Annotated in this window: 18 protein-coding genes and 2 pseudogenes; 12 read left to right on the top strand and 8 right to left on the bottom strand. The window is 68.3% G+C overall.

Annotated elements, in window-relative coordinates; translation table 11 throughout:
• Nucleotides 1–87: 87 nt before the first annotated feature.
• On the bottom strand, nt 88–1,602 hold the full coding sequence (locus LNW73_RS04770) for a S1 family peptidase (protein ID WP_250989050.1): 1,515 nt from the start codon (nt 1,600–1,602) through the stop codon (nt 88–90).
• 379 nt (nt 1,603–1,981) lie between these two features.
• Nucleotides 1,982–3,130 carry a ferritin-like domain-containing protein gene (locus tag LNW73_RS04765; protein ID WP_250989049.1) on the bottom strand — a complete coding sequence of 383 codons (1,149 nt, stop codon included), beginning with the start codon at nt 3,128–3,130 and terminating at the stop codon, nt 1,982–1,984.
• 559 nt (nt 3,131–3,689) lie between these two features.
• Here LNW73_RS04765 and LNW73_RS04760 point away from each other — a divergent pair.
• The 4 genes from LNW73_RS04760 to LNW73_RS04745 all read left to right on the top strand — a co-directional run bounded on the left by LNW73_RS04760 (nt 3,690) and on the right by LNW73_RS04745 (nt 8,011).
• A complete protein-coding gene (locus tag LNW73_RS04760) occupies nt 3,690–4,520 on the top strand; it encodes a ZIP family metal transporter (RefSeq protein ID WP_250989048.1) in 831 nt (276 codons plus the stop codon).
• Nucleotides 4,521–5,032: 512 nt separating this feature from the next.
• Nucleotides 5,033–5,881: a COG4705 family protein gene (locus LNW73_RS04755; protein WP_250989047.1), complete on the top strand. Its 849-nt coding sequence runs from the start codon at nt 5,033–5,035 to the stop codon at nt 5,879–5,881.
• A 112-nt stretch (nt 5,882–5,993) separates the two neighbouring features.
• Entirely contained in the window at nt 5,994–6,653 is a 660-nt protein-coding gene (locus LNW73_RS04750) for a response regulator transcription factor (protein WP_250992803.1), read from the top strand.
• The gene (locus LNW73_RS04745; RefSeq protein ID WP_250989046.1) at nt 6,650–8,011 is read left to right on the top strand and encodes a sensor histidine kinase; all 1,362 of its coding nucleotides are present in this window, start codon (nt 6,650–6,652) and stop codon (nt 8,009–8,011) included. Before LNW73_RS04750 ends, LNW73_RS04745 begins: the two co-directional genes overlap by 4 nt.
• 412 nt (nt 8,012–8,423) lie before the next feature.
• Here LNW73_RS04745 and LNW73_RS04740 read toward each other — a convergent pair.
• Nucleotides 8,424–8,879 (bottom strand): annotated as a pseudogene (locus tag LNW73_RS04740) (response regulator); the annotation flags it as partial.
• A complete protein-coding gene (locus LNW73_RS04735) occupies nt 8,867–9,073 on the bottom strand; it encodes a hypothetical protein (RefSeq protein WP_441349471.1) in 207 nt (68 codons plus the stop codon). The gene LNW73_RS04735 and the pseudogene LNW73_RS04740, both read right to left, overlap by 13 nt.
• An 880-nt stretch (nt 9,074–9,953) precedes the next feature.
• On the opposite strand from LNW73_RS04735, the gene LNW73_RS04730 reads away from it, so the two are divergent.
• Nucleotides 9,954–10,774 (top strand): IS5 family transposase gene (locus tag LNW73_RS04730; RefSeq protein WP_374118036.1). Its coding sequence is split into 2 segments (ribosomal slippage): nt 9,954–10,287 and nt 10,287–10,774, totalling 822 coding nucleotides; the frame shifts between segments, so codons are not numbered across the junction.
• Nucleotides 10,775–10,784: 10 nt separating this feature from the next.
• Nucleotides 10,785–11,339, top strand: coding sequence for a hypothetical protein (locus tag LNW73_RS04725; RefSeq protein WP_250989045.1), 555 nt, complete (start codon nt 10,785–10,787; stop codon nt 11,337–11,339).
• 719 nt (nt 11,340–12,058) lie between these two features.
• On the opposite strand, the gene LNW73_RS04720 is transcribed toward LNW73_RS04725, so the two are convergent.
• Nucleotides 12,059–12,496: a hypothetical protein gene (locus tag LNW73_RS04720; RefSeq protein ID WP_250989044.1), complete on the bottom strand. Its 438-nt coding sequence runs from the start codon at nt 12,494–12,496 to the stop codon at nt 12,059–12,061.
• A gap of 1,147 nt (nt 12,497–13,643) precedes the next feature.
• Here LNW73_RS04720 and LNW73_RS04715 point away from each other — a divergent pair.
• The 3 genes and pseudogenes from LNW73_RS04715 to LNW73_RS04705 all read left to right on the top strand — a co-directional run bounded on the left by LNW73_RS04715 (nt 13,644) and on the right by LNW73_RS04705 (nt 15,152).
• The gene (locus LNW73_RS04715; RefSeq protein WP_308407637.1) at nt 13,644–13,772 is read left to right on the top strand and encodes a hypothetical protein; all 129 of its coding nucleotides are present in this window, start codon (nt 13,644–13,646) and stop codon (nt 13,770–13,772) included.
• 1 nt (nt 13,773) lies between these two features.
• Nucleotides 13,774–13,887: pseudogene (locus LNW73_RS04710) on the top strand (dihydrofolate reductase family protein); the annotation flags it as partial.
• Between the two features lie 731 nt (nt 13,888–14,618).
• On the top strand, nt 14,619–15,152 hold the full coding sequence (locus LNW73_RS04705) for a hypothetical protein (RefSeq protein WP_250989043.1): 534 nt from the start codon (nt 14,619–14,621) through the stop codon (nt 15,150–15,152).
• A 341-nt stretch (nt 15,153–15,493) separates the two neighbouring features.
• Here LNW73_RS04705 and LNW73_RS04700 read toward each other — a convergent pair whose 3' ends face one another.
• From LNW73_RS04700 to LNW73_RS04690, 3 genes are all read right to left on the bottom strand, one after another.
• Nucleotides 15,494–17,080, bottom strand: a complete 1,587-nt coding sequence (locus LNW73_RS04700; RefSeq protein WP_250992801.1) for a caspase family protein — start codon at nt 17,078–17,080, stop codon at nt 15,494–15,496.
• A 10-nt stretch (nt 17,081–17,090) separates the two neighbouring features.
• Nucleotides 17,091–17,438 (bottom strand): Pepco domain-containing protein, encoded by a 348-nt coding sequence (locus tag LNW73_RS04695; protein ID WP_250989042.1) that lies wholly within the window; start codon nt 17,436–17,438, stop codon nt 17,091–17,093.
• Between the two features lie 816 nt (nt 17,439–18,254).
• Entirely contained in the window at nt 18,255–18,590 is a 336-nt protein-coding gene (locus tag LNW73_RS04690; protein WP_250989041.1) for a MerR family transcriptional regulator, read from the bottom strand.
• 1,000 nt (nt 18,591–19,590) lie between these two features.
• On the opposite strand from LNW73_RS04690, the gene LNW73_RS04685 reads away from it, so the two are divergent.
• The 3 genes from LNW73_RS04685 to mgtA all read left to right on the top strand — a co-directional run bounded on the left by LNW73_RS04685 (nt 19,591) and on the right by mgtA (nt 23,592).
• Nucleotides 19,591–19,986 (top strand): hypothetical protein, encoded by a 396-nt coding sequence (locus tag LNW73_RS04685; RefSeq protein ID WP_250989040.1) that lies wholly within the window; start codon nt 19,591–19,593, stop codon nt 19,984–19,986.
• Between the two features lie 250 nt (nt 19,987–20,236).
• Complete coding sequence (locus tag LNW73_RS04680; RefSeq protein ID WP_250989039.1) at nt 20,237–20,926, top strand: CBS domain-containing protein; 690 nt, start codon at nt 20,237–20,239, stop codon at nt 20,924–20,926.
• Entirely contained in the window at nt 20,923–23,592 is a 2,670-nt protein-coding gene (mgtA, locus tag LNW73_RS04675; RefSeq protein WP_250989038.1) for a magnesium-translocating P-type ATPase, read from the top strand. The genes LNW73_RS04680 and mgtA overlap by 4 nt, the downstream gene beginning before the upstream one ends.
• Nucleotides 23,593–23,690 lie beyond the last annotated feature (98 nt).

Raw genomic sequence — 23,690 nt, 5'->3', positions numbered from 1 at the left:
AGGGGCGGGTCACCGCAGCGCCATGGTGCGGCCAGTTCGGTTGAGCTCCGGTGTCACCAGTGACCGGAGCCGGTGGTCCCCACGGACCTACTGTTGTCCGTCGCCACCATCCGCGCCGGTCGTGGCGCCGGTGGTGGAACCAGCACCCGCGTCAGTGCCGTTCGCGTCACCGGAACCAGCACCCGCATCAGTGCCGTTCACGTCACCGGAACCAGCACCCGCGTCAGTGCCGTTCGCGTCACCCGCACCAGCAGTTGAACCAGCACTTGAACCCGCACTCGCGTCGTTGCCGTTGGCGTCACCGCCACCAGTAGCGTTGCCGGAACCAGCACTCGCGCCGTTGCCGTTCGCGTCATCACCGCCGGCCGCGCCGGCGTTGTCACCGGCGTCGCCCGCTCCGATGACGGCTCCGGTGGCCGCGAGCGCGGCGGTGACCGGCTGGAAGAAGGTCTCGCCGCCCTGCGTGCAGTCACCGCTGCCGCCGGAGGTCAGCCCCACGGCCGCGTCGCCGGCGAACATCGGGCCTCCGCTGTCACCGGGCTCCGCGCACACGTCGGTCTGGATGAGTCCGTTGACGATGTCGCCGTTGCCGTAGTTGACCGTGGCGTCGAGACCGGTGACGGTGCCGTCCTTGAGACCCGTTCTGCTGCCGGATCGCTGCACCTTCATGCCCACGGCCGCGTCCGCGGCCTGGGTGATCTGCTGGGTGCTGCCGTTTTGGAGGTCGACCGTGCTGGACGGCTTCGTGGTCGGGTCGTCGTACTTCACCAGGGAGAAGTCGGTTTTGGGGAACCGGGAGTCCGCGACGGTGCCCAGCGGCTGACTACCTGCCTGGTCGGCCGCCCAGGTCTTCGATTCGTTGCCGCAGTGGCCTGCTGTGATGAAGGCGGGCGCTCCCTGCACGGTGACGTTGAATCCCAGTGAGCACTGCGCTCGGCCACCGAAGATGGCGGATCCGCCGATAGCTCCCGTCGTGGCGTTCGCGCCGCCCGTCTGGCCTCCCGTCCCTCCCGCCGCCGGGGAGCTGCCGCCGGCCGCGCCTTGGCGGCGGCCGCCTGAGTCGTTGGGTGTGAACTCGCCCGAGGTCCGTTTGACGCTCACCAGACCGGACAGCCGGTCCGTGGCTCGTGTCAGGGTGGCCATCTTCGTGCCGGTCACCGTCCGGTCGGCGAGGACCACGATCTGGTTGGTCTTCGGGTCGATGGACCAGGCGGTGCCGGGTATCGAGGCGGTGTCGCTCAAGGTGCGGACGCCGTCGCGCAGTGCGGGCATGGTGTTCCGCACGACCTTGGCGATGGCCCCCTGGGACTGGACCCGCCGGGCGTCGTCGTCGCTCAGTACGTTCACGACCAGGTGCCTGGCGGGAGCGTCCAGGTACCAGCCCGCTGTCTTGCCGCCGAGGTCCGCGTTCAGGGATGCCGCGAGCAGCGCGGCCGACTGCGAGGAGAACGTCTCGGGGGGTTGTGGCGTGTTGGTACTCGCGTTGGCGTGGGGGAGCAGGATCGCCACCCCCGCGACGACTGCCGCCACAGCGCCGGTGATGGCGCCGGTCCGCTTGTTCACATGTCGGTGGCTCAACTCAAGGACCTCCAGCTGGATCACGCAGGAAGCACACGGGCGTCCGCCCTGGCGTTTTCCTTCAACGCCTGTGCACGCTTGCCACCCCGTACTACGTAGCTGCGTGTGGGTCGGCCTCACGGCCACTCAAGCTGTGATGAATTCCGGCACATGCCGCAGTGAGCACCTACCCTCCGCCGATTCGTCTCGCGCGCAGGAGAGTTGACCGGCGTGCGTGATCGTTTCGCCGGGCCGCCCGGTCCCCGGAGCAGGGCGGGACGCCGCGACGATTCCGACGGTGTGGCGGGCGGCCACCGTCCACGGGAGCCACCGCGGACGCGCGCACTCCATTGCAGGGTGGTGGCGGCCCAGTGGGGCTGGGCCGGTGCGGGCATGTCCGTTGCCGGTATGTCGGCGATTGTCGTCAGGTGGGGCGGGGGGAGAGGGGCGGACGGAACTGTGGGCCGTAATTCCCCGGGGTGCCGGGGATACCGATCTCCATCAATTCGACGGCTGGGGCCTCCAGTCCCCGCATGGCGTGGACGGCCGCTCGCAGGGCGCTGGGGTCGCCGCCATCCCATGCGGTTTCGAGGGTGTCGAGTACGGCGTGGTAAGTGGTGTCGAACTGGTCGAGGAGCCGCCGGACCGGCACGGACGCCTGGGGCCAGCCGCCGGCAGGGACCCTGGCCATGGGGCGGGCGTCGGGGAAGGGTACGGGGGCGCCGGTGAACTGCGTGGTTCCGCCGACCTTGAGCAGCCGCCGTCCGTGGTAGATCTCACCGAAGGCGTAGTAGTGCGCCGGGTGGTCGTCGCCGAAGGACTCGTCCGGGGAGGTGATCGTGCCCTCGCCCTGCTCCTTGATGACTTCGAGGCAGCCTTCGACGTCATCGAGGTTGTCGACCGGCTTCAGCACGGCGGAGCCGATGTGTTCGGACAGTTGCCCCCGCGCCGACAGTTCCGGCGCCGTCTGTCGGAACGCCTGCTGCAGGGTGGTGTAGAAGTCAGCAACGCTCGGTGAGGTGGCCCTGCTGCGGGTGAGCGGAGCGTCGGGGGCCTCGATCGCCATCATCACGTCGTGGACGACGGACTTGGTCAGGCCCGACAGGTAGACGTTCACTCCGGGGCGCACGCCGCCGGGTAGCGGGCCGGGGTAGGTGGGGGCGGCGTTGCTGATCCGGGGCCGTCCGCCCACAGCCACCAGGAGGTTGCAGACCACTCCCAGGTGGTACATCTCGTCGCCGACGATGCGCCGGATCAGCTGCGCGGCCTCACTGCCGCGGTCCTTGACCGACCACCAGCCGCACAGATACGGCGGGATGGTGGAGAGTTCGAGTTCCACGGCAACCTGAAGTGCCTGCCTGAGCCAGCCGACGTCGCGGTCGATGGCGGGAACAGCCATCAGACGTGCGACCGACCCGAGCGCTGCGGCCTGCGGCGGCCCGGCCGCGCGCGCCGCTGCGGCGGGCCCGGCCAGCGAGACCGGCGCGGCCGCCAGGGCTGCCGCCGCCACGAAGCTCCTGCGCTTGAACGGGGAAGCCTCCGGCTTGGCCGGGTCGCTCGTTGTACCTGTCACCGTTGTCTCCGCTCGTCGCGGTGGGCCCCGCCTGCTCCCGGGGCTTCTCGGGTCTTCCGAAGGTTCGCGAAGCTAGCAGCGGTTGTCACCGTTCCCGAGGTGCGGGATCCGCGCGGCGCAATTGCCACCCGCTCGGCCCAGACGAGGCGAAGCGGCACCCTTGCGGGGGAGGTCCGAAGCAACTTCTCGCGAACCCGCGGGGCCGGGGGTGCGCGGGTCCTATCGTCGGACCTGCCCGGCCACACCACGGGCCATCTAGGTGACAACGCCGCCAACACGGCTCTCGCGGTTCTTCGGCCCATGGCCGACCAACTCGACCGCCGGGCGCATCTGCCGGCCGTGGGCCGGGGCCTGCCCCGAGTCGCCGTGTCGCCGTGTCGCAGCACGTGGCATGAGGTGGGCGCCGCAGCGGCTGGGTCGCGGGCGGGGTCGACAGCGGGTAGGGCATGTTCGACTACATCGTTGTAGACGGTTTGCCGATCGACCTCTATGGTTAGCCGAGCCTTGCCTAAGCGAAACGGCAGGTTCCTTCGCGTCCGCCCGTTGCCATGGAGTACGTATGTCCAGTTCCCAGATCGCTCTGCTCGGCGCGGTGGCGGGGTTCACGATCTACCTCGGCCTTCCGCTGGGCAGAATGCGCAACGCCGCACCGCGCTTGAGGGCAGGCTTGAATGCCGTCGCGATCGGTGTCCTGGTGTTTCTCGTCTGGGACATCCTGACCCATGCATGGGAGCCCACGGACGCGGCGCTGAGCGACAAGCACTGGGGCACCGCGCTCGTCGGGGGAACAGTGCTGGCCGCCGGGCTGGCGATCGGACTCGCCGGGTTGGTGCACTACGACCGCTGGGCGGCGGCACGGCGGGCCAAGTCCACCCTCCCGCACGGCCCCGGTGCCGCGGACACCGCCGAACTCGCCCCCGCCAAACGGTCGCAGGCCGGTGAGCTCGCTTTGATGATCGCTACCGGTATCGGGCTGCACAACTTCGCCGAGGGGCTGGCGATCGGCAACTCCGCCGCTCAGGGTGAGATTTCCCTGGCGGTGCTGCTGGTCATCGGTTTTGGTCTGCACAATGCCACCGAAGGGTTCGGCATCGTCGCCCCCCTGGCTGCCGAGGGTGAGCGTCCGACGTGGACGACGTTGCTCTGGCTCGGACTGATCGGCGGAGGGCCGACGTTCCTGGGCACCCTTCTGGGACAGCACCTGGTCAACGACACCTTGTCGATCGCGTTCCTCGGCCTGGCCGCCGGGTCCATCCTCTACGTCGTCATCGAACTTCTCGCGGTGGCCCGCCGCGCCTCCGCGTCGAAGGAACTGACGACCTGGTGCATCCTGCTCGGCCTGCTCCTCGGATTCGCGACCGACGCCGTAGTCACCGCTGCCGGGGTATGACCCTTTCGCTACGCCTCCGGGCCCGGTAGCAGCAGGGTGAAGGCCGTGGGGGCGGTGACGCCGACGGTGAGCCGTCCGCCCGCCGCCTCGGCCAGCTCCCGGGCGACCGCCAGCCGATGCCGCTCCCGGACCCGGTGGTGGTGCCCGCTCGAACTGACCGTTCTGCTCGCCCGGATCCGCGCCCACCTGCACCGTCGCCCCACGACCGCGCCGGAGGGCCCGGCGTCTCTCGTGATCGGTGCCCTGATGCTTTCACCGCGGCGGTCCCACCCGGCCGCTGGAGATCGCCACCCTCCGAGGCCACGGCTACCGGCTCGAAAGACCGGGGGAGCCGGTAGAGACTCCTGGCTCACTGTCAACGGCCGCCGCTCAGTGGAGCGCTCCGCCCCGCTGCAGGAGGTCCGGGCCTGGCTGGAAGCCGAGTCGCTCCGTTCGCGGTTCTGCACCCGGTCGGCGGCGGGCAGGACCACGTAGTCAGGTTGTGTTCAGGTGGGCCGTGGCAGCCTCGCGCCATGACGATCACGACGGAATGGTCCGGGGCCGCGCCCACGCGCCGCCAGATGTTGAACAAGGTCCCGGAAGTCACGATCTACTTCTGGATCATCAAAGTGCTCTGCACCACCGTGGGCGAGACGGCAGCGGATTTCCTGAACAGCAATCTCGACCTCGGCCTGACCAACACGACCTACATCATGGCCGGCCTGCTGATCATCACACTGTTCTTCCAATTCATGGTGAAGAAGTACGTACCCGCGATCTACTGGATGGCGGTCGTTCTGATCAGCGTGGTCGGCACGCTGGTCACCGACAATCTCACGGACAACTTCGGAGTTCCGCTCGCGACCACCGCCGTCCTGTTCGCCGTCGCGCTGGCCGCCACCTTCGCGATCTGGTTCGCGAGTGAGAAGACGCTGTCCATCCACAGCATCGTCACGGTGCGGCGCGAAGCCTTCTACTGGGCGGCCATTCTGTTCACCTTCGCCTTGGGCACTGCCGCGGGCGATCTCACCGCGGAGCAGCTCGGTCTGGGCTACTGGGTGTCGACGGTCGTCTTCGGGGCGCTGATCGCCCTTGTCGCGCTTGCGCACACCGGCATCAGGCTGAACGCGGTGGTGGCCTTCTGGATCGCCTACATCCTGACGCGCCCCCTCGGCGCCTCGCTGGGTGACTACCTTTCGCAGCCAGGTGACGAGGGCGGCCTCGGCCTGGGAACGGTCGGGACCAGCGCCCTGTTCCTCGTGACGATCTCCACTCTCGTCGCCTTCCTCTCCTTCACCCGCAAGGACCAGACGGACCCCGGAACCGCAGAACCCGTCGCGCGCGACCTCGTCCGGGGCACCTCGGAAACCGGGCAATACTGACCCCGTGGCCGTTCACACCCCTTCCCACCGCGACGCGCCGTCCGAACGCCGGGCCGAGCCGGCCGAAGAACCCGGCGCGCCGCCCGGCCCGGCCGCCCGCAGGACGCGGCCCCTGGTGCTGGTCGTCGAGGACGATCACGCGCTGAGGGACGTGCTGGCCCGAGGACTCCGCGAGGAGGACTTCGAGGTCGTGACCGCCGCCGACGGCCGCAGCGCGCTGCGAACCCTTGCCGCCACCGGCCACCCGGACGCCGTGGTGCTGGATGTCGGCCTGCCGGACTCCGACGGACGCGATGTGTGCCAGGCCATGCGGGCCCGCGGCCTGGTCGCACCGGTGCTGTTCCTGACCGCGCGCGACGGACTGACCGACCGCCTGTCGGGCTTCTCCGCGGGAGGCGACGACTACCTGTCCAAGCCGTTCCACATGAGCGAGCTCGCCGCGCGACTGCGGGCGGCCCTGCGGCGCACCGGAAGCGAACGCGTGGCGCACGGCGCCGGGATCCGACTCGACCCGGCGCGGCATCTGCTCGAGGTGCGCGACCGCACCGCATCCCTGACACCCACCGAGTTCCGGCTCCTGGCCTGCCTGATGGCCGAGCCCGGCGCGGTGGTGCGCCGGCGGACCCTGATCCGCACGGGGTGGCCCGACGGCGCCAGCGTCAGCGACAACACGCTCGACCAGTTCCTGGCGCGGCTGCGCCGCAAATTGCGGGAAGTGGACGCGGCCGAAGGCATCGACACCGTCCGCGGAGTCGGATACCGGTTCGCATGAGACGCCTCACGCTCCGCCCGGCCACCCTGCGGGGCCGGCTCGCACTGCTCGCTCTGGCCACCACCGCGATATGGGTGGCACTGCTCACAACCGCGTTCAACGTGGTGCTCGACGCCCGGCTGCGCGCGCAGGCCGATGATCTGCTCCGCACGCGTGCGGCCGCCGTCGCCGCCACCGTCGAAGTGCGGTCCAACGGCTCACTCACCGTCCATGAACCGTCCGACGACCATGTCCTGGACACCGGAATCTGGATCTACCAGGGCCGGCACGTCGTGGAAGGCCCGCCGCCGCCCGGCGGCCCGCAGGCATGGGCCGACCGGCTCGCCGGCGGGGAAGGGTTCGCGGACGAGTCGTCCGGCACCGCACCGTTCCGGCTGTACGCCCTGCCGATCCGGGACCGCGGCCGACAGGTGGGCACGGTCGTCGCCGCGGTGGAGGTCACTCCGTACCGCCACACGGCCCAGACCGCACTCATCGGGTCGATCGGACTGGCCGTACTGCTGCTCGGGGGCGTCTACCCGGTGACCCGCGCGGTCGTCGCCCGGGCACTGCGCCCGGTGTCCGTCATGAGCCGGCAAGCGGCACGCTGGAGCGGGGAGGACGCCGGTCACCGGTTCGGAGCGGAGCGACGCCCGGCGGAACTGGCCGACCTGGCAGGGACACTCGACGGACTCCTGGACCGGCTCGCCGCTGTGCTCCGGCACGAGCAGCAGCTGACCGGAGAGATGTCACACGAGCTGCGCACCCCCCTGGCCGCTCTCACCGCCGAGGTCGAATGGCTGCAGGCCAGGCCGCGCGGCACCGAGGAGCAGGAGACCGCGCACCAGGCCATCGCCTCCGGCGCCGCCCGCATGCACGACATCGTCGAAACGCTGCTCACCGAAGCGCGCACCCGCGGCTCCGAGACATCCGGACGATGTTCGCTGCATGAGGTGATCGTGGATATCGCGCGCCGCAGCGCTGAGGATCATCCCCAGGATCCTCCGGTTGTGCTGCGAACCGGCATCGACGGGGAGACCGCCACCGTAGGCGTCTCCGCTCCGCTTCTGGAGCGGATCCTGGCGCCGCTCCTGGACAATGGCCGCCGCTACGCGGTGCGGTGCGTGGTGATCGACTATGCGGCAGCTCCGGGACAGAACGTAGAGGTCAGGGTCTCCGACGACGGTCCCGGGATTCCGGCCGACCTGTGGGGAGATGTCTTCGAACCGGGATTCCGGGCCGCTCCCGCCAGCAGCCACGACGGAGCCGGCCTGGGCCTGCCACTCGCACGCCGCCTCGCGCGGGCGGCAGGGGGTGAGATCACGGTGTCTCCTGCCGATACCGGCGCCCGCTTCGTGGTCTCACTTCCCGCCGGATAGGGCATATTGTCCGGGGCAATGTGACCAGGAGCCGGTTGTGACGGGCCGCGTCACCGATTCGCGGACAAGAGGGTTCCAGCGTTCCAGCTGTCCCCGAGAGAATCCCTGAGCGGATAATCAAACACCGACCCTTTCACCGTCAATTCACCGGAAGGGATCCGCCACGATCCAGCCGGAGCAGGCGCTGATGTCGCCGGGGATTGCCGTCAGCTAGGGCAGTGGCAGGGATCCCACGTTACGGAGAGCTCTTCCGGCTCGGGTAAGCCGGTGCTCAAGCCCCTCATCAGCGGTCCGTCGATGACTCCGGGCCCGGTGACACCACCCCCCGGATCATCAACCGCGACAAGGGGGGAAGTCATGCCGGACCCGAAGGCCGGTAGCCCCGTTGCGGAGCCACGAAGACGGTAACGGGGGGGGTCAGCCGCGCGAGCGGGTCGCTGTCGCGCCGCAGGAGCAACTGGGCGACGACCTGCGGGTCCAGGGCCGTGCCCCCGTCCGCCACTCGCCGGACCGCCGCCACGAAGTCGGCGACATCGGCGACCCGCTGCTTGAGCAGGTAGCCCACAGCGCTGGTGTTCGCAGACAGCAGGTCAGCCGCGTACCGCTCCTCCACGTACTGCGAAAGCAGCACCACCGGCGTCCCCGGCCAGCGCCGACGGGTCTCCATCGCCGCCCGCACCCCCTCGTCGGTGAAGCCGGGCGGCATCCGGACGTCGATCAAGGCACGTTCGGGCCGGTGCTCCGCCACTGCCGCCAACCGCCCCTCCGCGTCGCCGGCTTCCGCGGCGACCTGGAACCCGCCCATCTCCAGCACCTTGATCAGGCCGACCCGCAACAACACCGAATCCTCGGCGATCACCGCGCGCACGGCAGCTCCGCGGTGATGGTGGTGGGCCCGCCAACGGGGCTGCTGACGTGGAAGGCCCCGTCGAGGGAGCCGACCCGCTTGGCCAGCCCGCTCAGCCCCGTGCCGGCGGCGGCGTCGGCACCGCCCAGCCCGTCGTCGGTGACGCGCACTCGCAGCACCCCGCCGACCTGACGGACTATCACCTCTGCACGCATCGCGTTGGCGTGCTTCGTTGCAGTGGTGGCAGCTCCAACGCCTACGACTACGCCAACCAGGATCCGCTGAACGGGCTCGATCTGGACGGGCGCACGGCCTGAGGCAACCAGCGCAGCAGCGAGTTCAAAGACTGGTCCGATACCGAACTTGAGCACTTCTATCGGCAACCGAGCACGCCCAAAGCGATGAAGCAGAAAATCAAGAAGGAACAGAAAGCCCGCGGCAGCAGGGGATCGCGTAGCAGCAACTCGAAGAAGTCGCAGGGGCGGAACAACCGACAGCACCGCCGTGCTCATCATCACCTACGCACCTACGCGAAGTGGGGGCTGGGCGCCCTGGGGGTCGCAGCAGCCGGTGCCGCGTGCTTCTTCGGAGGTTGCGAAATCGTCGGGGCGGGATTGGGATTGGGTGCGCTGGGATCCTGGCCTTCTCATGGTGACGTGACCCGCAGCCATTCGCGACAGATACGGAAATGAGCCAGTATGGCCAAATGCAGATGGCGAAGAAGAGCGAGAAGCCTCCTCCCCTCCGCATTCGGACGGCTCTTCCCGAAGGGCTCGAAGGCCTGCGGCGCGCATGAGTGGTACCGGCACGACGAGATCGAGTACCTGTGCTACCACTGCGCCGTGGGCGTCCGGCCAGCCACCGATGCTGACGGGCAAGCATCGATCACCGGTTCTCCGGACGGTCCGTGACATGCGAGAGAACCGCCTGCCCTCTGTCTTGGTGAGATGACGGGCAAACGCTAATCCCAATGTCGCAACCGGGGCGGCGGCCATCCACAAAGGCTGTCCGTCACCCCGGTTGCGACTCGTGGGCGTGCCAGCCGTAGCGGCTTAGAGGTCGTTTCTTTTGGTGCTTTGAGGGCGTTAGGGGTGTATGGAGAGACTGGTCGAACATCTGGTTCCGGACGAGTTGTGGGACCTCTTCCGGCGGGTGGTGCCACCGACAGTTGTGCAACGGCCGCAGGGTGGTGGTCGTCGCCGTACTGAAGACCGGGAGGTACTGGCCGCCATCGTGTTCGTCGCCACGTCCGGCTGTACATGGCGTCAGCTCCCACCGGTCTTCGGCGCCGGTTGGCAGACGGTCTACCGCCGATTTGCGCACTGGAGCCGAGATCGGGTGTGGGCCCGGTTGCACCGAGTCGTCCTGGACGAACTCGGTGCAACCGGTGAGCTGGACTGGTCGCGGTGCGCCATCGACTCTGTGAGCATCCGCGCCCTCAAAGGGGGCCACTGACGGGACCGAATCCGACCGACCGCGGCAAGAATGGATCGAAGATTCATCTCATCTGCGACCGTAACGGCCTGCCGATCTCGGTCGCCATCTCGGGAGCCAACCTGCACGACAGCCAAGCTCTGGAGTCCTTGGTACTGGGCATCCCGCCCATCCGGTCCCGGCGCGGACCGCGCCGCCGACGGCCTGCCGGACTGCACGGAGACAAGGGCTACGACTACGACCACCTGCGGAGATGGCTGCGGGCACGCGGCATCGTCCCACGCATCGCGCGCCGCGGAGTCGAGAGTTCAACCCGCCTCGGCCATCACCGCTGGGTGGTCGAGCGAACGATGTCGTGGTTGTCAGGATGCCGCCGACTGCACCGGCGCTACGAGCGGAAACCCGAGCACTTCATGGGCTTCACGGCGATCGCGGTGATGCTCATCTGCCTCCGGCGTCTGGGCGTCAGCGCCGGCCGGTAGCGTCTGCTGGGTGACCGATGACGTCGTTGTCTGGAACCGGCTCGCTGACTTGCTGCCGGAGGTTGAGGCCCAGGAAGTCAGGGACTGCTGGGACATTGGGGAGCAGGAGGCCGGACTCGGCCTGCTCGTCTCCGGGCTCCTCCTTCACCAGATGCCGCTCAGTGAAACCGTCAGAGCCGAGATCTCCGTACTCGCGGAGACATGGGGCGAGAGAGAGGCGCTCACGCCTCGGATCCTTCAATGCCGCGGGGATGACGCACCGACCCAGCTGAAGTTGATCGAGGACAGCGGCGGCACGGCCGAAGAGATGACGGGTGGGAGCGGCCAGGACCTGGCCGACCTCGTCCTCGTGCCGTGGATTGCCTGCACGAGGTGCGGCCAGGCCCTTATGCGAGCTCATGTTCGGGAACGCTGGGGAGAACTTTCCTACCTCGCGCGGCGCTACGTGATCACGTCGCCGGACCGCGCCACCGTCCTGCTGTTGTTTCCTGCCGAATCCGCCGGCGTGGCCTTCACAGCCCTCCGGAACGGGTGCGCATGCCCACAGCGGTCGCTGACTCTATAGACGCGCCACCATAAGAAACGACCTCTTAGGGTCCTGCGGCGGTCGTTACCGCAGGTATCGCTGGTAGCTGCACGCGGCATCAACACACTGCAGGGCTGTGGGCCCGGACGGCTGTCTCACCGTCCAGCGGGTGATGACAATGGCGGAATGGCCGCGTTCTGGGAAAACCCGGACGCCGTCGACCCAGAGAAACCACTGCAGATCACCGTGGACGATCGGCGGGACAACGGCGTTACAGACACGTGGGCCGTTCATCTCAGCGGGGCGCCCGTACGCAGAGGATCTCGGCTGGCACCGACCCGGGACGAGGCGCGGCTCAGGACGGAAGTCGGACCGCGGGTTCGGACGTACTTCCTTTCCCGGTCTGCGGATGAGCAGTTGCCCGCGATCGACTCAGCCCACTACCTTCCTGCTGCACCTCATCCGTGGGCTTCTGCTTGACGAAGGCGCCGGCGCCCAGTCCGCAGCGGCCACGCAGGCCAGAGCAGCGGCAGTACTTCGCATCCTTATGACCGGTACAACCACCCACGGGCCCGAGCAGTCACGCCGGACAGGCTGCTGAACACCTGTCAGGCGGCTCCTCCGTTCCTCCTCGGACCCCGATGCGCCCCAAGGACGCGATGCGCACAGCTCCCGGCCGTCGATGACGATCCCTTCCGCGTGCTCGTCGCTGATGGGGCGGTCGGCGCCTTCGCGGGCGCGGTACTGCGCCAGCGCCGTCAGCAGTGGGGGATCAGGCAGTTGAGGGTGTAGTCCACTTCATTGCCCGGGTGCGTGACTCCCATGGTGAACTGGCCGCCGGCCTGGGCGTCGTAGGAGGGTTGGCCGCCCGCGGTGGCGAACCAGTGGGTGTAGGCGTAGCCCTGGCCGCCGGTGTTGTCGATCGTGTAGGTGACGTAGCCGTCGATGTTGATGTCGCCGCAGGTCTCGACGAGCCAGGCCGTGTAGCCGCCCGGTGGAACCTGCTGAGTCGGATGGACGTAGGTGCAGCCGCGGGTATTGTGCTCGACCTTCAGCGTCAAACTGTGCCGGGTCTTGTTGTAGAGGAAGGCATGTACTTCGGCGTCGGTGGACTGGGTAGCCGTGGCGGCCGGCGCCGACAGCGTCACCCACGCGAGCGCCGTAGCCACGGCAACGCCCAGCAGTTGTCGTCTCATGCCCGGAGCCTTCCGCGCCCGACGGTCCTTCCAAACACTGTGCTCCGCCCGCCGCCGGCCATGGTGCGCCACCGGATGTGCTGGGCGATCAGCCTCTGAACTGCTGGTACGTGCTGGGTTCGATGGGTCTTTCCGTTCCATGTATCACCGGACCAACGGGCAACATCGCCCAAATGGGTGACGGCTGACGCGGAAGCGTCGTGCTCCCGTCGCGCTGTTCGGACATGGTGCCGTGCAGAAGATCTGTGCGCCCCGACTGCTGCGGCTGGCTGACCGGTTGCCCGGCCGACGTCCGCCTTACGCGGGTGTTCGACACCCATGCGACCAATTTCACGGGTACCGATTCCGCGTCCCTATCGACGGTGACCGTTTCGACGTGACCGCGGGGCACCGGCCGGTCGGCAGCGACCTACTCCGCCTCCCTGGATCTATGGCACCAGGGGCAGTCAAGCGGGAGCTAGGACGGCCGTCGCAGGGACGGGTGTGCCGACGGCCCCGGGATCCTGGCCTACTTCTGGAAGGACTTCGAATTGAACTTGCGATGACCACCGACCACCGGCCCGCGCGACAATTCGTCACGGGTGCCCTCTCCACGGACAAGCAGGTACGACCCGCCACGCGTGTTCACCTGGCGAGTGCCCTCGACTGGGCGACGTACAGGACTTTCGACAAGCCCTATCGTCCCAGTTCACCGGCACTCTCGATTGTTCTGCCACCCGTCGGACGGTCCGCTTCACCAAAGCGCGAGGTTGGTTCCCGTCCGGCCATGGCTAGTTCGATACTTCGCGACCGAACCGGACCAGCCGGCCGAAGTGCCTGTGTCACATGCCGACATGACAGTTTGGTCGGTCGGCCGCAGGTCAGCGGCTGAGTCTGGGGCGGGCCATTTGCACCAGATAGGTGAACTCCGGCAGTTGGTCACGAATGGCCCCGACAGGGCAGTACAGAATGCGCTCACTGAATCTGATCATGACAGGCTGCCGACTGGCAGAGGGCCCTGCGAGCTGGAGGCGCACCACCCGTGGCGGCGATCATCAATCCCACCCGTAGGACACACCATCTGGGAGCCGAGCCCCGCCGGCTCCGCAAGGCCAGTGGCCTGACCAGCACACAAGCGGCGGAGCGACTTCTGGTATCCCAGCCCTAGGTGAGTCGCCTGGAGCTCGGCCAGCGCGCCGCCAACCCCCGCGATGTGCGCGACCTGTGCGCGATCTATGGAGTGACGGAGCAGCAGGTCGTCGACGGGCTGATGCGGATGGCTGAGGAGTCGCGGTAGAGCCCACAAGCGTCTGTTCAGCGCCACAGACAAGGACACGCAGAAGCTGAAGCTCGTCGAGCACGAGGTGTACGCCAACGGCCTGCAGAAGAACGTCTTCGACGTAGTCCGCTGATAAGGCCCCCGCCATCGGCCGCCCTGGCAGCAGATGTCCGGCACTTCGTCCACCAGGAGCCTGAGGCCCATGGCTGACATGCGGGAAGGCGGACACCTGGATCCTATCTCTCACGAGCCAGATCCCGGTGCGGGGGCACATCAACCGAGATACCCGGTATCCCTCTGTCCAGCTGTCCCCGACAGAATTCCTGAGCGGATGATCAAACACCGACCCCTTCCCCGTCAAGTCACCGGAATGAATCCGCCACGATCGAGCCGGAGCAGGCGCTGATGTCGCCGGGATTCCCGTCAGCTAGGGCAGTGGGAGGGATCCTGGTGTGGGGCGACCGGCGGCCTTGTCGAAGCCGATGATCGGCAGGAGGCCGAGCGGGCCATCGAGCCGTCGAGATTCCCTGGCCGAGCCTCCGGTGCCCTCCTGTAGGGCAGGCCGACGGCGCTCAGCGCGAACTGGTGCCGCGCGCCCACGCGCCGCCTGCAGGCCGGTCAACTCCCTTCCTGGCAAAGGGGATATGCCCCGGGGCCCGCACTCACTAGGCTCCTCGCATGCATCTGCGACGTCTTGGTCCTGTGGTGTTACTCCTTGCCGTTGCTGGGCTGACGGGGGCCTGCAGCTCGGCTGCCCAGTCCGCGGCCCCGACCTCTTCCGCGACCCCTTCGGCGGACCCGGCGGAGCGCAGCGGTCCGGGCTCGTACGCGGCACCCGGTGATCCCCAGCACCTGTGCCGGCTGTTGACGTACAAGGCGTTCGCCGCAGGTCTGGGCACCCCGTCCGGCCCACTCAGCTCCGAGAACCGCGGCTCGGACCCGACTTCGGCCGTGGGGGCGAACTGCACACAGAGCCTGTCTCAGCAGTCCGGCGGGACGCCCGACAGCGCACTGGCCAACGGCGTGATCGACACCAAGATCACGTTCTGGCACGACGTGGATCTGGCGAAGCGGCAGTTCAACTACAGCAGGGAGACCGATGCCAAGGACTATGCCACGGACGGGAAGGCCCTTTCCCAGCCGGACACCGGCACCGAGGCTTACCGGTACCTGCGCAAGCAGTCCGGAGCGGGCATAGCCATTGTCGAGCTCGTCGCCCGGCACAGCAACCTGCAGGTCTCCGTCCGCGTGATCGCCAGCAGCCGTACCGCGTGGACCGACGCACAGATCACCGGCCTCTTCGAACAGACCACGGCCTACACCCAAGCTGTACTGACGGCGGTCCACGTCGCCGCCCCGGCCCCGGCCATCTCCACCGCAGCCACGCCGTCCGGCTGATTGAGCGTGCGTGCGGACCTCGAAGACGCCGGCCTGCGCTGCTGTCCGCTCGGCGTTTAGCCGCCACGCCTGCGGACGGCCCGTGATGGCCGGGAGGCGACCACGTCCCCCTGCCCATACTGGACCACGTCGCGCTGGCCCTGGTGACGCCGGGGGTCGCCTTGATCGCGAAGTGCTCGGTGGCAGGGGAATCAAGCCACGACACCATCGCCGTCACCCCCGAAACCAGGCCCCCGACAACACGACGATCGAGCACCCGGCCTTCGGTCGGCAACTGCGCACGTCAAAGCTCCCTACAGAAGAGACGCACCCATCTCCAAAGCCTTTCCACGGGGGTGTGTTCAGTTCTTGGACAGCACGAATGATGTCTGCGCCTTGCCGAAGCCCGGTGCTGTGACCTCCGCTAGATAGGTGCCGAAGCCTGCGTTCCCTTTCGGAGGCGTTCCACACTGCGGAGCACTTGGCTTGCGGTCCCACTTCACGGTGTACGTGATGTCGTTGTGGGCGGGCGCTAGGAAGAGCCGACTGCCAGAGCCCATGGGGCAGTCGGCAGAGGACCAATAGACGTCGGCGCTGTTGGCTGGCGTTAGGGTCACTACCGTCTTCTTAGGCCCGAGATCGACCTTGCAGTCGCTGCCGGTGATGTTCTTCGCGGTCAGCAGCAGGGTGGGGATGTCATCGGGTCCGTATGCGTTGTGAAGGCTGCGCACGGTCAACTCCGCAGCGCTCGGTGTGCAGTCGGGCAGTGGGGACATGCTGGATGTGCTGGTCTCCCCTGATCCTGAACTGTTCTTGTCGTTCTTGCTGTTCGTGCTGGAAGGCCGCGCCCCGGAGGAGTTGGGCGTGAGCGAGGTCTCCGATCCGGGCTTGTTCGACTTTGCGTCGCTTCCCTTGCCATCTCCGTTGTAGGTGGCCGCGGCCCAGGCCGCGACGCCGAGCAGGCCGAGCAGGGTCAGCGCGGAGAAGACCCGTCGGCCCAGCCGAACGCCGTGCTGCGGATGCGCCGGTCGGGGAGTGCCGGCCTCGACACCCATCCCGGCGCTCTCATACGCCGTCGTATCGGCGTTCCTTCCCGCTGTGGAGGGCTCACGGATCACGGCGGAGGGCTCACGGACACGCCCCGACCGCCCGCTCGGCGACGGCAGGAAGAGAAAGCCGTCGGACGGGATGTCGGTTATGACCCGCAGGGACTGTGGCTGCCCGCTCTTGCGGTACCCGTGGTGCAACTCGGCCATCCGGTCCTGGACGGCGTCCTGGAACCGCCCGAGGGGGAGTGTGGCGGCGCCGGGATGCGCGGCGATGACGTCGGACACCGACCGGGAGAAGATGCTGAACGAATCGCCGAGCCGGACCCCGGTGACAGGGTTGATGGGGGAGTCGTGCGGGCGTACGAACAGCGCGTACTGTCCCGGCGAGCAGGCGTACACGTACGCCACCTTGCGGCGCAGCGCGGCGCTGATCCTCTGCCGGCTCCACTGCTTGACACTCGCGACGCCCATCGAGTCCTGCTCGATGCCCTCCCGGCAGGCGTCGATCAGGAAGACGACGTGCTCGGCAGGCGTCTCGTCGAGGTGCTCACGCCAGTCGATCGCCACGCACCCCGACTCGAAGGGATGCGTGTCCTCGTCGATGTCCTCAGGTACGAGGTAGTCGCGACCCCTGGCATGCACGCCGTGCCCGCTCAGCAGGATGAGCAAGGTGTCGCCCGGGCGGGCGCGCCTGAGGAAGCCGACCACCCGGGCGTTCACGTAGTTTGCCGAAACCTGCTTGCCGCCTTCGCGCCCGGCCAGGACCTGCACGTCGTCGAAACCACGGTCCTCGAGCGCCGTTCCGAGCCGGGCGAGGTCGGCCGGAATGAAGGGAAGGGGCGGGACACCGCGCATCTCGTAGGCGCTGGCCCCGATGAGGAGGGCTCTGTGACGTACCATCACACGCCGGTCACTGCTTGAAGACCAGTGTGATGCCGTGGCTGCGCTGCATCTGCGCAGAACCGACGAACTGCACACCCCCGCTCGCCGTCACCTGGAAGGACAGGTGTGCCTCCCGCAGCGGTAGCGGTCCGCCTCGGGCGGCGGCCTCGGTGAACACCTGCTGCAACGCGTCAACGGCCTCGGCGAGGTTCTTGCGCAAGGCTCCCAGCGGTACGCTCCTCAGCCGAACCTCACCGTCCCCACCGCCGAACAGGCCCATGGAGTCGCCGTCGTCGTCGAGTTGACCATCTTGATCGTCGTACGAAACCCAGAAGGACAAGGCCGTTATTTCGGACTTATCGGCAGCTGAACTCACGAATCCCCCTTTGTCAGTGACGGCAAGTCAACTGTACGAAGACGGAGGGTGATTCATGGTCAGGAGCGAGAATCCGGTGCCGGTCAATGTCCAACAGCATCAATCGATCCCGCTCCAGCCACGACTCGAACGAAATGCTGACTGGTGATGGCAGCCCAGAACCAGCCCGGAACGTGACGTTCGCCCCGCCGGCAGGACACGCACTGATGGGCCCCGAGTTCGGATCCATGCGGGACCCACGGCCGTATGCAGGCCTAATGGGCCGATCCCGGCGGTGCCAGAATTGGAGGATGGAGAAGAGCCACGGACGCCTCAGATCCGCGACCGGACTGGCTGCAAAACCCCCTCAGCCCGGGGCCGACACCGATCCGGCCCCGGCGTACGATCTGGCGCGGATTCTCCTCAACCCCCGGTACACGCGGGGGAGGCGGAACAGGTGGTGCCCCAGCCTTCATCGCACGACGGCCCCGCCGGGGCGGGGGCCGGCACCGTAGCACCGGGCTTGCTGTTCATCGGCTGCCTCGACCTCACCCGGTACCCGGACTCGTGGCGCGTGCTGTGCGTGCCCGTTCCCGTGACAGCAGTCGTCCATCGGGTGAGTGCGGCTTGGGTGAGGACGAGAAATCCCGTCGTGCGGCGTAGCGGCCCGCAGTGCGGGACGAGGCAGGCGACGGCAGCGCGGGGATCGCGGCGAACCGCTCCTTGACGGGCTCGCCGGTCAGGACACAAGCGAGACCGAAACAGCGCGATACCGCAGTAGAGGAGCGTTTGCCAGCCGCAGCAGCCCGGACATCGCCCGCTCGGCCGGCACCCTGGTCAGTTGGCTGGGTTGTTGCGGAGTTTCTCGTTGAGTTGGAGGGCTTCTTCGAGTTGGTCTTCGAGGGCGACGATGCGGCAGGCGGTTTCGATGGCGGTGCCCTGGTCGACGAGTTCGCGGGCGCGGGCGGCGATGCGCAGTTGGTAGCGGGAGTAGCGGCGGTGGCCGCCCTCGGACCGCAGGGGGGTGATCAGGCGGGCTTCGCCGATCGCGCGGAGGAATGCTGCGTTGGTGCCGATCATTTCGGCGGCGCGGCCCATGGTGTAGGCGGGGTAGTCCTCGTCGTCGAACCGGTCGGCTGGGCTCGCGGGGTTCGCGGTGGGGTGGTCGGTCATTACGCCTCTTCGTGTCTGATGGTCATGCGGCCTCCTGGGGAAACGCGTGGAGGGGCCCCGGGAGCCGTACCTGGCTTCCGGGGCCCCATGGGGCGGATTCAAACACCATCTACTTCTGCTACCGGCGTGTGCGTGCCGGTCCTGCCGTATTCGCAAGTCCGCGTCGGGGGAACACGGAATGCGGGGATCTTGAATGCTTGACCGGGGACCACCTTCCAATCCGGGGCCTTGCGAGTGCCCACACACACCTGCCGTGCGGGCGATCCTGATGGTGTCGCTCCGAACCTTTCCTGCTCGTACCTGAACGACGAAGAACTACTGACCTGCTGGTACTTCAGATACTGCGGTCCTGCGATCACAACTGAAATGCTGCTACTTGCGTGGCGGCCCCTTCTGGGCCGCCCAGCCCGGCAATCAACCCCTGCGACCCTCCCGCATGAAGCGGCCGCCGGATTCCACTGCCGTGCCGTACCTACGCGAACAACCGAACTGCTGGTACTGCGACCTGCTGGTGGCCTTCACTGCACCACCGTCCGGCAGCCAGCCCCGTCGCCTGTCCCGCAACTGCTCTGGCTTGGAACCCCACTGCCGAACCTCCTGGCGCGCGCGCCCGCAGCCGGCGCCTTCACCAAGAGACCACTCATCCACTGCTGGTCCTGCTGGTCCTGCTGTCAGAACTGCACTTGCTGTACTGCGTTTGTGCCTACTGCGGTCCTGCACGGCGACCCCTGTGCGGGTCACCTGGCCCGGCAACCAACCCTGCGGCCACGTGCACTGAACGGCCGCCGGATTCCATCACCGTGCCACACACTCTGCGCGGCAGTTCGTGTCTGCCGCGCCCTGCTGTCTTCTTGGCTACGACAGGAACACTACCCACACCCCGACGTGAATGTCTACCGCAGTCAGGATAGATTTTCGTCCCGATGGAGGGCAGGCATACTGCGCCCCACCGACACGATCAGAACGTGCGTCAGGGCACGGAAGGGGCAGGAGAACGTGCATGCGAAGTGACCGCTCACCGGTTCCGGAGACGGACATCTGCGACCTGTGCGCCCGACGGCTCACCGAGGGGTGCCAGCTGGGCGTCGTCCCGGATTCCTCCGCGATCCACGCCCGTAGCCCGGCGCGCGACGGCCGGCGGCTGGTCGTGGCCTGCTCCCCCGAGCACTTGGCCATCCTCCAGCAGGAGTACCGCACCCGCCCGTACGTGGCTGAGGAGCTGTGGGCCGGGCAGATCGACCGCGCACTGGCACCTCAGCCCCAGGCGCTCACCCGGGATGAGCTGTCGGCGGCCACCGGCCTCAGCCACCTGGAAATCCAGCGCGCCCTGGCCTGGAAGAAGCACCGCGACCGGCAACCGTACGAGCAGGACTCGCAGACACCCGAAGTCGGTTGAAGGAGCCGACCGTCCATCTGATCCCTTGCTGCCGCTGCCGCTGCCGCTGCCGCTGGTGCGTGGCGGACGGCGCGGCGGCTTGTGGAGTGGGGGTGAACATCCTGCCGTCCGTCGATGGGGTCGGTCGGACCTCCGGAGGGTCCTGGTAGGCCCTGCTGTGGCCACTCCGGCTGCCTCAATGTGGAAGCAGGGACCGGTTCCCGCCGGGTCGTGTCGCCCCCTGATCCATCTGCCGAGAAGACGTGAGACCGTGCAGCACCGCACCGTACGAGATGTCATGACCCACCAGGTTGTGAGCGCCGGCGCAGACTGCTCCTTCAAGGAGCTTGTCGGCATGCTGGCCGACAACGACATCAGCGCTGTGCCGGTGGTCGATGGCCAGGGCAGGCCGGTCGGTGTCGTCTCCGAGGGGGATCTGCTGCGGAATCAGGCCTCCCGGCCGGACCCGTTGGGGCACGGGCAGCTCGCCGGCCCCTCGGACCGGACAGGTGTCCAGCCCGAGACCGCCGTCGGCCTGATGACCGGCCCTGCGCTCACCGCCCGGCCGGAATGGTCGGTCGTCGAGGCCGCCCGCGCGATGGAGCGTGACGCAGTGAAGCGCCTCGTGGTCGTCGACGAGATCGGGCGGCTGGCGGGCATCGTGAGCCGGAGCGACCTGCTGCGTGTCTTCCTGCGCACCGACCGCTTCATCCGGGAAGAGATCGTCAATGACGTCCTCGGCCGGACACTGCGGATCGCCGAGGGCGCGGTCCAGGTCCAGGTGCGGGAGGGCGTCGTCACCCTCCGCGGAACGCTCGGCCTGCGCAGCCTGGGTCTGCTCGTGGTCCGGCTGTCGCAGGGCGTCGACGGGGTGGTGAACGTCCACGATCTGATGGTCTTCGACGTCGACGACGCCCCGGCCCTCCCGGAACCGTCGGCCGCGCTGCCGGCGACCCCGTGACCGTTCTCGCACCCGCAGCGCAGGCCACCGGTTCCGGAATCACCACGGCGGCCGGCCGGCCCGTCGACGACGCCCTCCGGGCGGCGGGTACGACACGGGACGGTCTGTCAGCGCGCGAGGCCGCCGAGCGGCTGCGCACCTGGGGGCCGAACGCGGTCACCTCCCACCGGGCCAGGCTGCCGGCGGTGCTGTGGCGTCAACTGCGCTCTCCCTTGCTGGGGTTGCTGCTCGCGGCGGCGACGGCCTCGTACTTCGTCGGGCAACGCGGTGACGCCGTGATCATCGGCGCCATCGTCGCCCTGTCGGTGGGGCTCGGGTTCGTGAACGAGTACCGCGCGGAGAAGGCCGCCGAGGCGCTCCACGGCCAGATCCACCACGAAGCGGTGGCTGTTCGGGACGGCGGGCTCTGCAAGGTCGACGTCACCGAGTTGGTTCCGGGCGATGTCGTCGAGCTGAAACTCGGGGAGATCGTTCCGGCTGACATCCGGCTTCTCGACGTTGTGGGTCTGGAGTGTGACGAGTCGGTCCTGACGGGGGAGTCGCTGCCGCTGCCCAAGGGCACGTCCGCGGTGCCGTCCGGTACCCCGCTGGCCGAGTTGTCGGGCTGCGCCCTGATGGGCACCGTCGTGCATGCCGGCAGCGGCCGGGGAGTGGTGGTGACCACCGGCGCCGCGACGGAGTTCGGGAAGATCGCGGCGGGCCTGGGCACGCACCAGTTGGAGACCGAGTTCCAAGTCGGACTGCGCCGGTTCTCGATGCTGCTGGTCTACGTCGCGGGTGCGCTGACCACGTCGATCTTCGCCGTCAACGTCCTGCTGCACAAACCTCTGTTGGAAGCGCTGCTGTTCTCGCTGGCGATCGCCGTCGGGATCACGCCGCAGCTGTTGCCGGCCGTGGTGTCGACGAGTCTGGCCGCCGGGTCCCGGCGGATGAGCCGGCGGAAGGTGCTGGTCAAGCGGCTGGTGTGCATCGAGGACCTCGGGGACGTCGATGTGCTGTTCACCGACAAGACGGGCACGCTGACCGCCGGCCGTATCGACTTCATGCGGGCGCTGCCCGCCGACGGCTCCACCGCGGACGAGCTGCTGCGCTGGGGTCTGCTGTGCACGGAGAGCGGCGGCGCGGACGGTCCGGCGGTGGGAGGCAATGCGCTGGACGCGGCCCTGTGGGAGTCTGCCGCGTCGCAGCGCCTGCGCGGGACCCTGGCGGGCAGTACTCGGCTCGGGTTGCTGCCGTTCGACCATGACCGGCGCATGGTCTCCGCCGTGGTGCGTGACAGCGCGGGTGTGACGACGCTGGTCACCAAGGGCGCTCCGGAGAGCGTGCTGGAGCGCTGCGTCGAGGTACCCGACGCGGCCCGCGAAGCGCTGGCCGCCGAGTTCGCCGCAGGGAACCGCGTGGTCGCCGTGGCCACCCGTACCCCGGTGGGCGGGGAACGGCCCACCGCCGCGGATGAACGAGGCCTGCGTCTCGCCGGCCTGTTGGTCTTCCTCGACCCGCCCAAACCCGACGCGGCCGCGGCGCTGCTGAGGCTGGCCGGTCTCGGGATCACGGTCAAAGTCGTCACAGGGGACAACCCCGCGGTCGCGGTCAAGGTCTGTGACGACCTCGGACTGCCTGCCGGACGGGCACTGACCGGGGTGGATCTCGACGCGCTGGACGACGCCGAACTCGCCGCGGCGATCGTACGCACCACCGTCTTCGCCCGGGTCAGCCCCGAGCACAAGGCACGTATCGTCCGGATCCAGCGGACGACCGGCGGCGATGTCGCGTTCCTGGGCGACGGCGTCAACGACGCGCTGGCTCTGCACGCCGCCGACGTGGGCATCTCCGTCGAGTCCGGCACCGACGTGGCGAAGGACGCCGCGGACGTGATCCTGCTGGAGAAGGACCTGGACGTGCTCGCGGACGGCGTGGTGGAGGGGCGGCGGATCTTCGCCAACACCATCAAGTACGTCCTCATGGGCACGTCCAGCAACTTCGGCAACATGTTCAGCGCGGCCGGTGCGTCGTTGTTCCTGGGCTTCCTGCCGATGCTGCCGTCCCAGATCCTGCTCAACAACCTGCTCTACGACACCAGCCAGCTGGCGATCCCCACCGACCATGTCGACGAGGAGCAGCTGCGCAGGCCCTCGCACTGGGACATCGGGTTCATCCGCCGCTTCATGGTCTGCTTCGGTCCGATCAGCTCGGTGTTCGACTTCGCCACGTTCGGCGTCATGCTGTGGGTCTTCCACTCAGGACCGGTCCAGTTCCGCACCGGCTGGTTCGTGGAGTCCCTGGCCACCCAGGCGTTGGTGATCTTCGCGATCCGCACCCGCCGCAGCCCGTTCTGGCGCAGCCGACCCAGCCTGCCGCTGACACTGGCCGCCTTCGGGGTGGTCGCGGTGGGAGCGGTACTGCCGGCGACACCCCTGGCGCACACACTCGGCTTCGCGCCGCTCCCGCTGGGCTTCTTCGCCGCCCTGGCGGCCATGGTGGGTTGCTATCTGGGTCTCATCGAGATCGGGAAACGGCTCTTCTACCGGCAACAGTCCGCCGCTCCGACCGCTCCGGCCGATCCGATCCGCAGGCGGGACCCCTGGCGGCGTCTGCGGCGTCGTGGAGCCGGCTTCAGTGTTCCCGGCCGGTTGGGCCACCGCCGGCACCTCGTACGGGCCGGCTGAACAGGGAAGGCCGGATCTGTGCGGATGAGCCCCGGGGCTCATCCGCACAGGTTGACCGGCCGCACTTCTCAGGTCCGTGGAGTGCCTCTTCGTGGACC

This window comes from Streptomyces sp. RKAG337 (genome assembly GCF_023701715.1).
In the GTDB taxonomy this organism is placed as follows: domain Bacteria; phylum Actinomycetota; class Actinomycetes; order Streptomycetales; family Streptomycetaceae; genus Actinacidiphila.
Note: the sequence above shows the minus strand (reverse complement) of the source record. Positions and strands in the feature narration are given on the sequence as shown.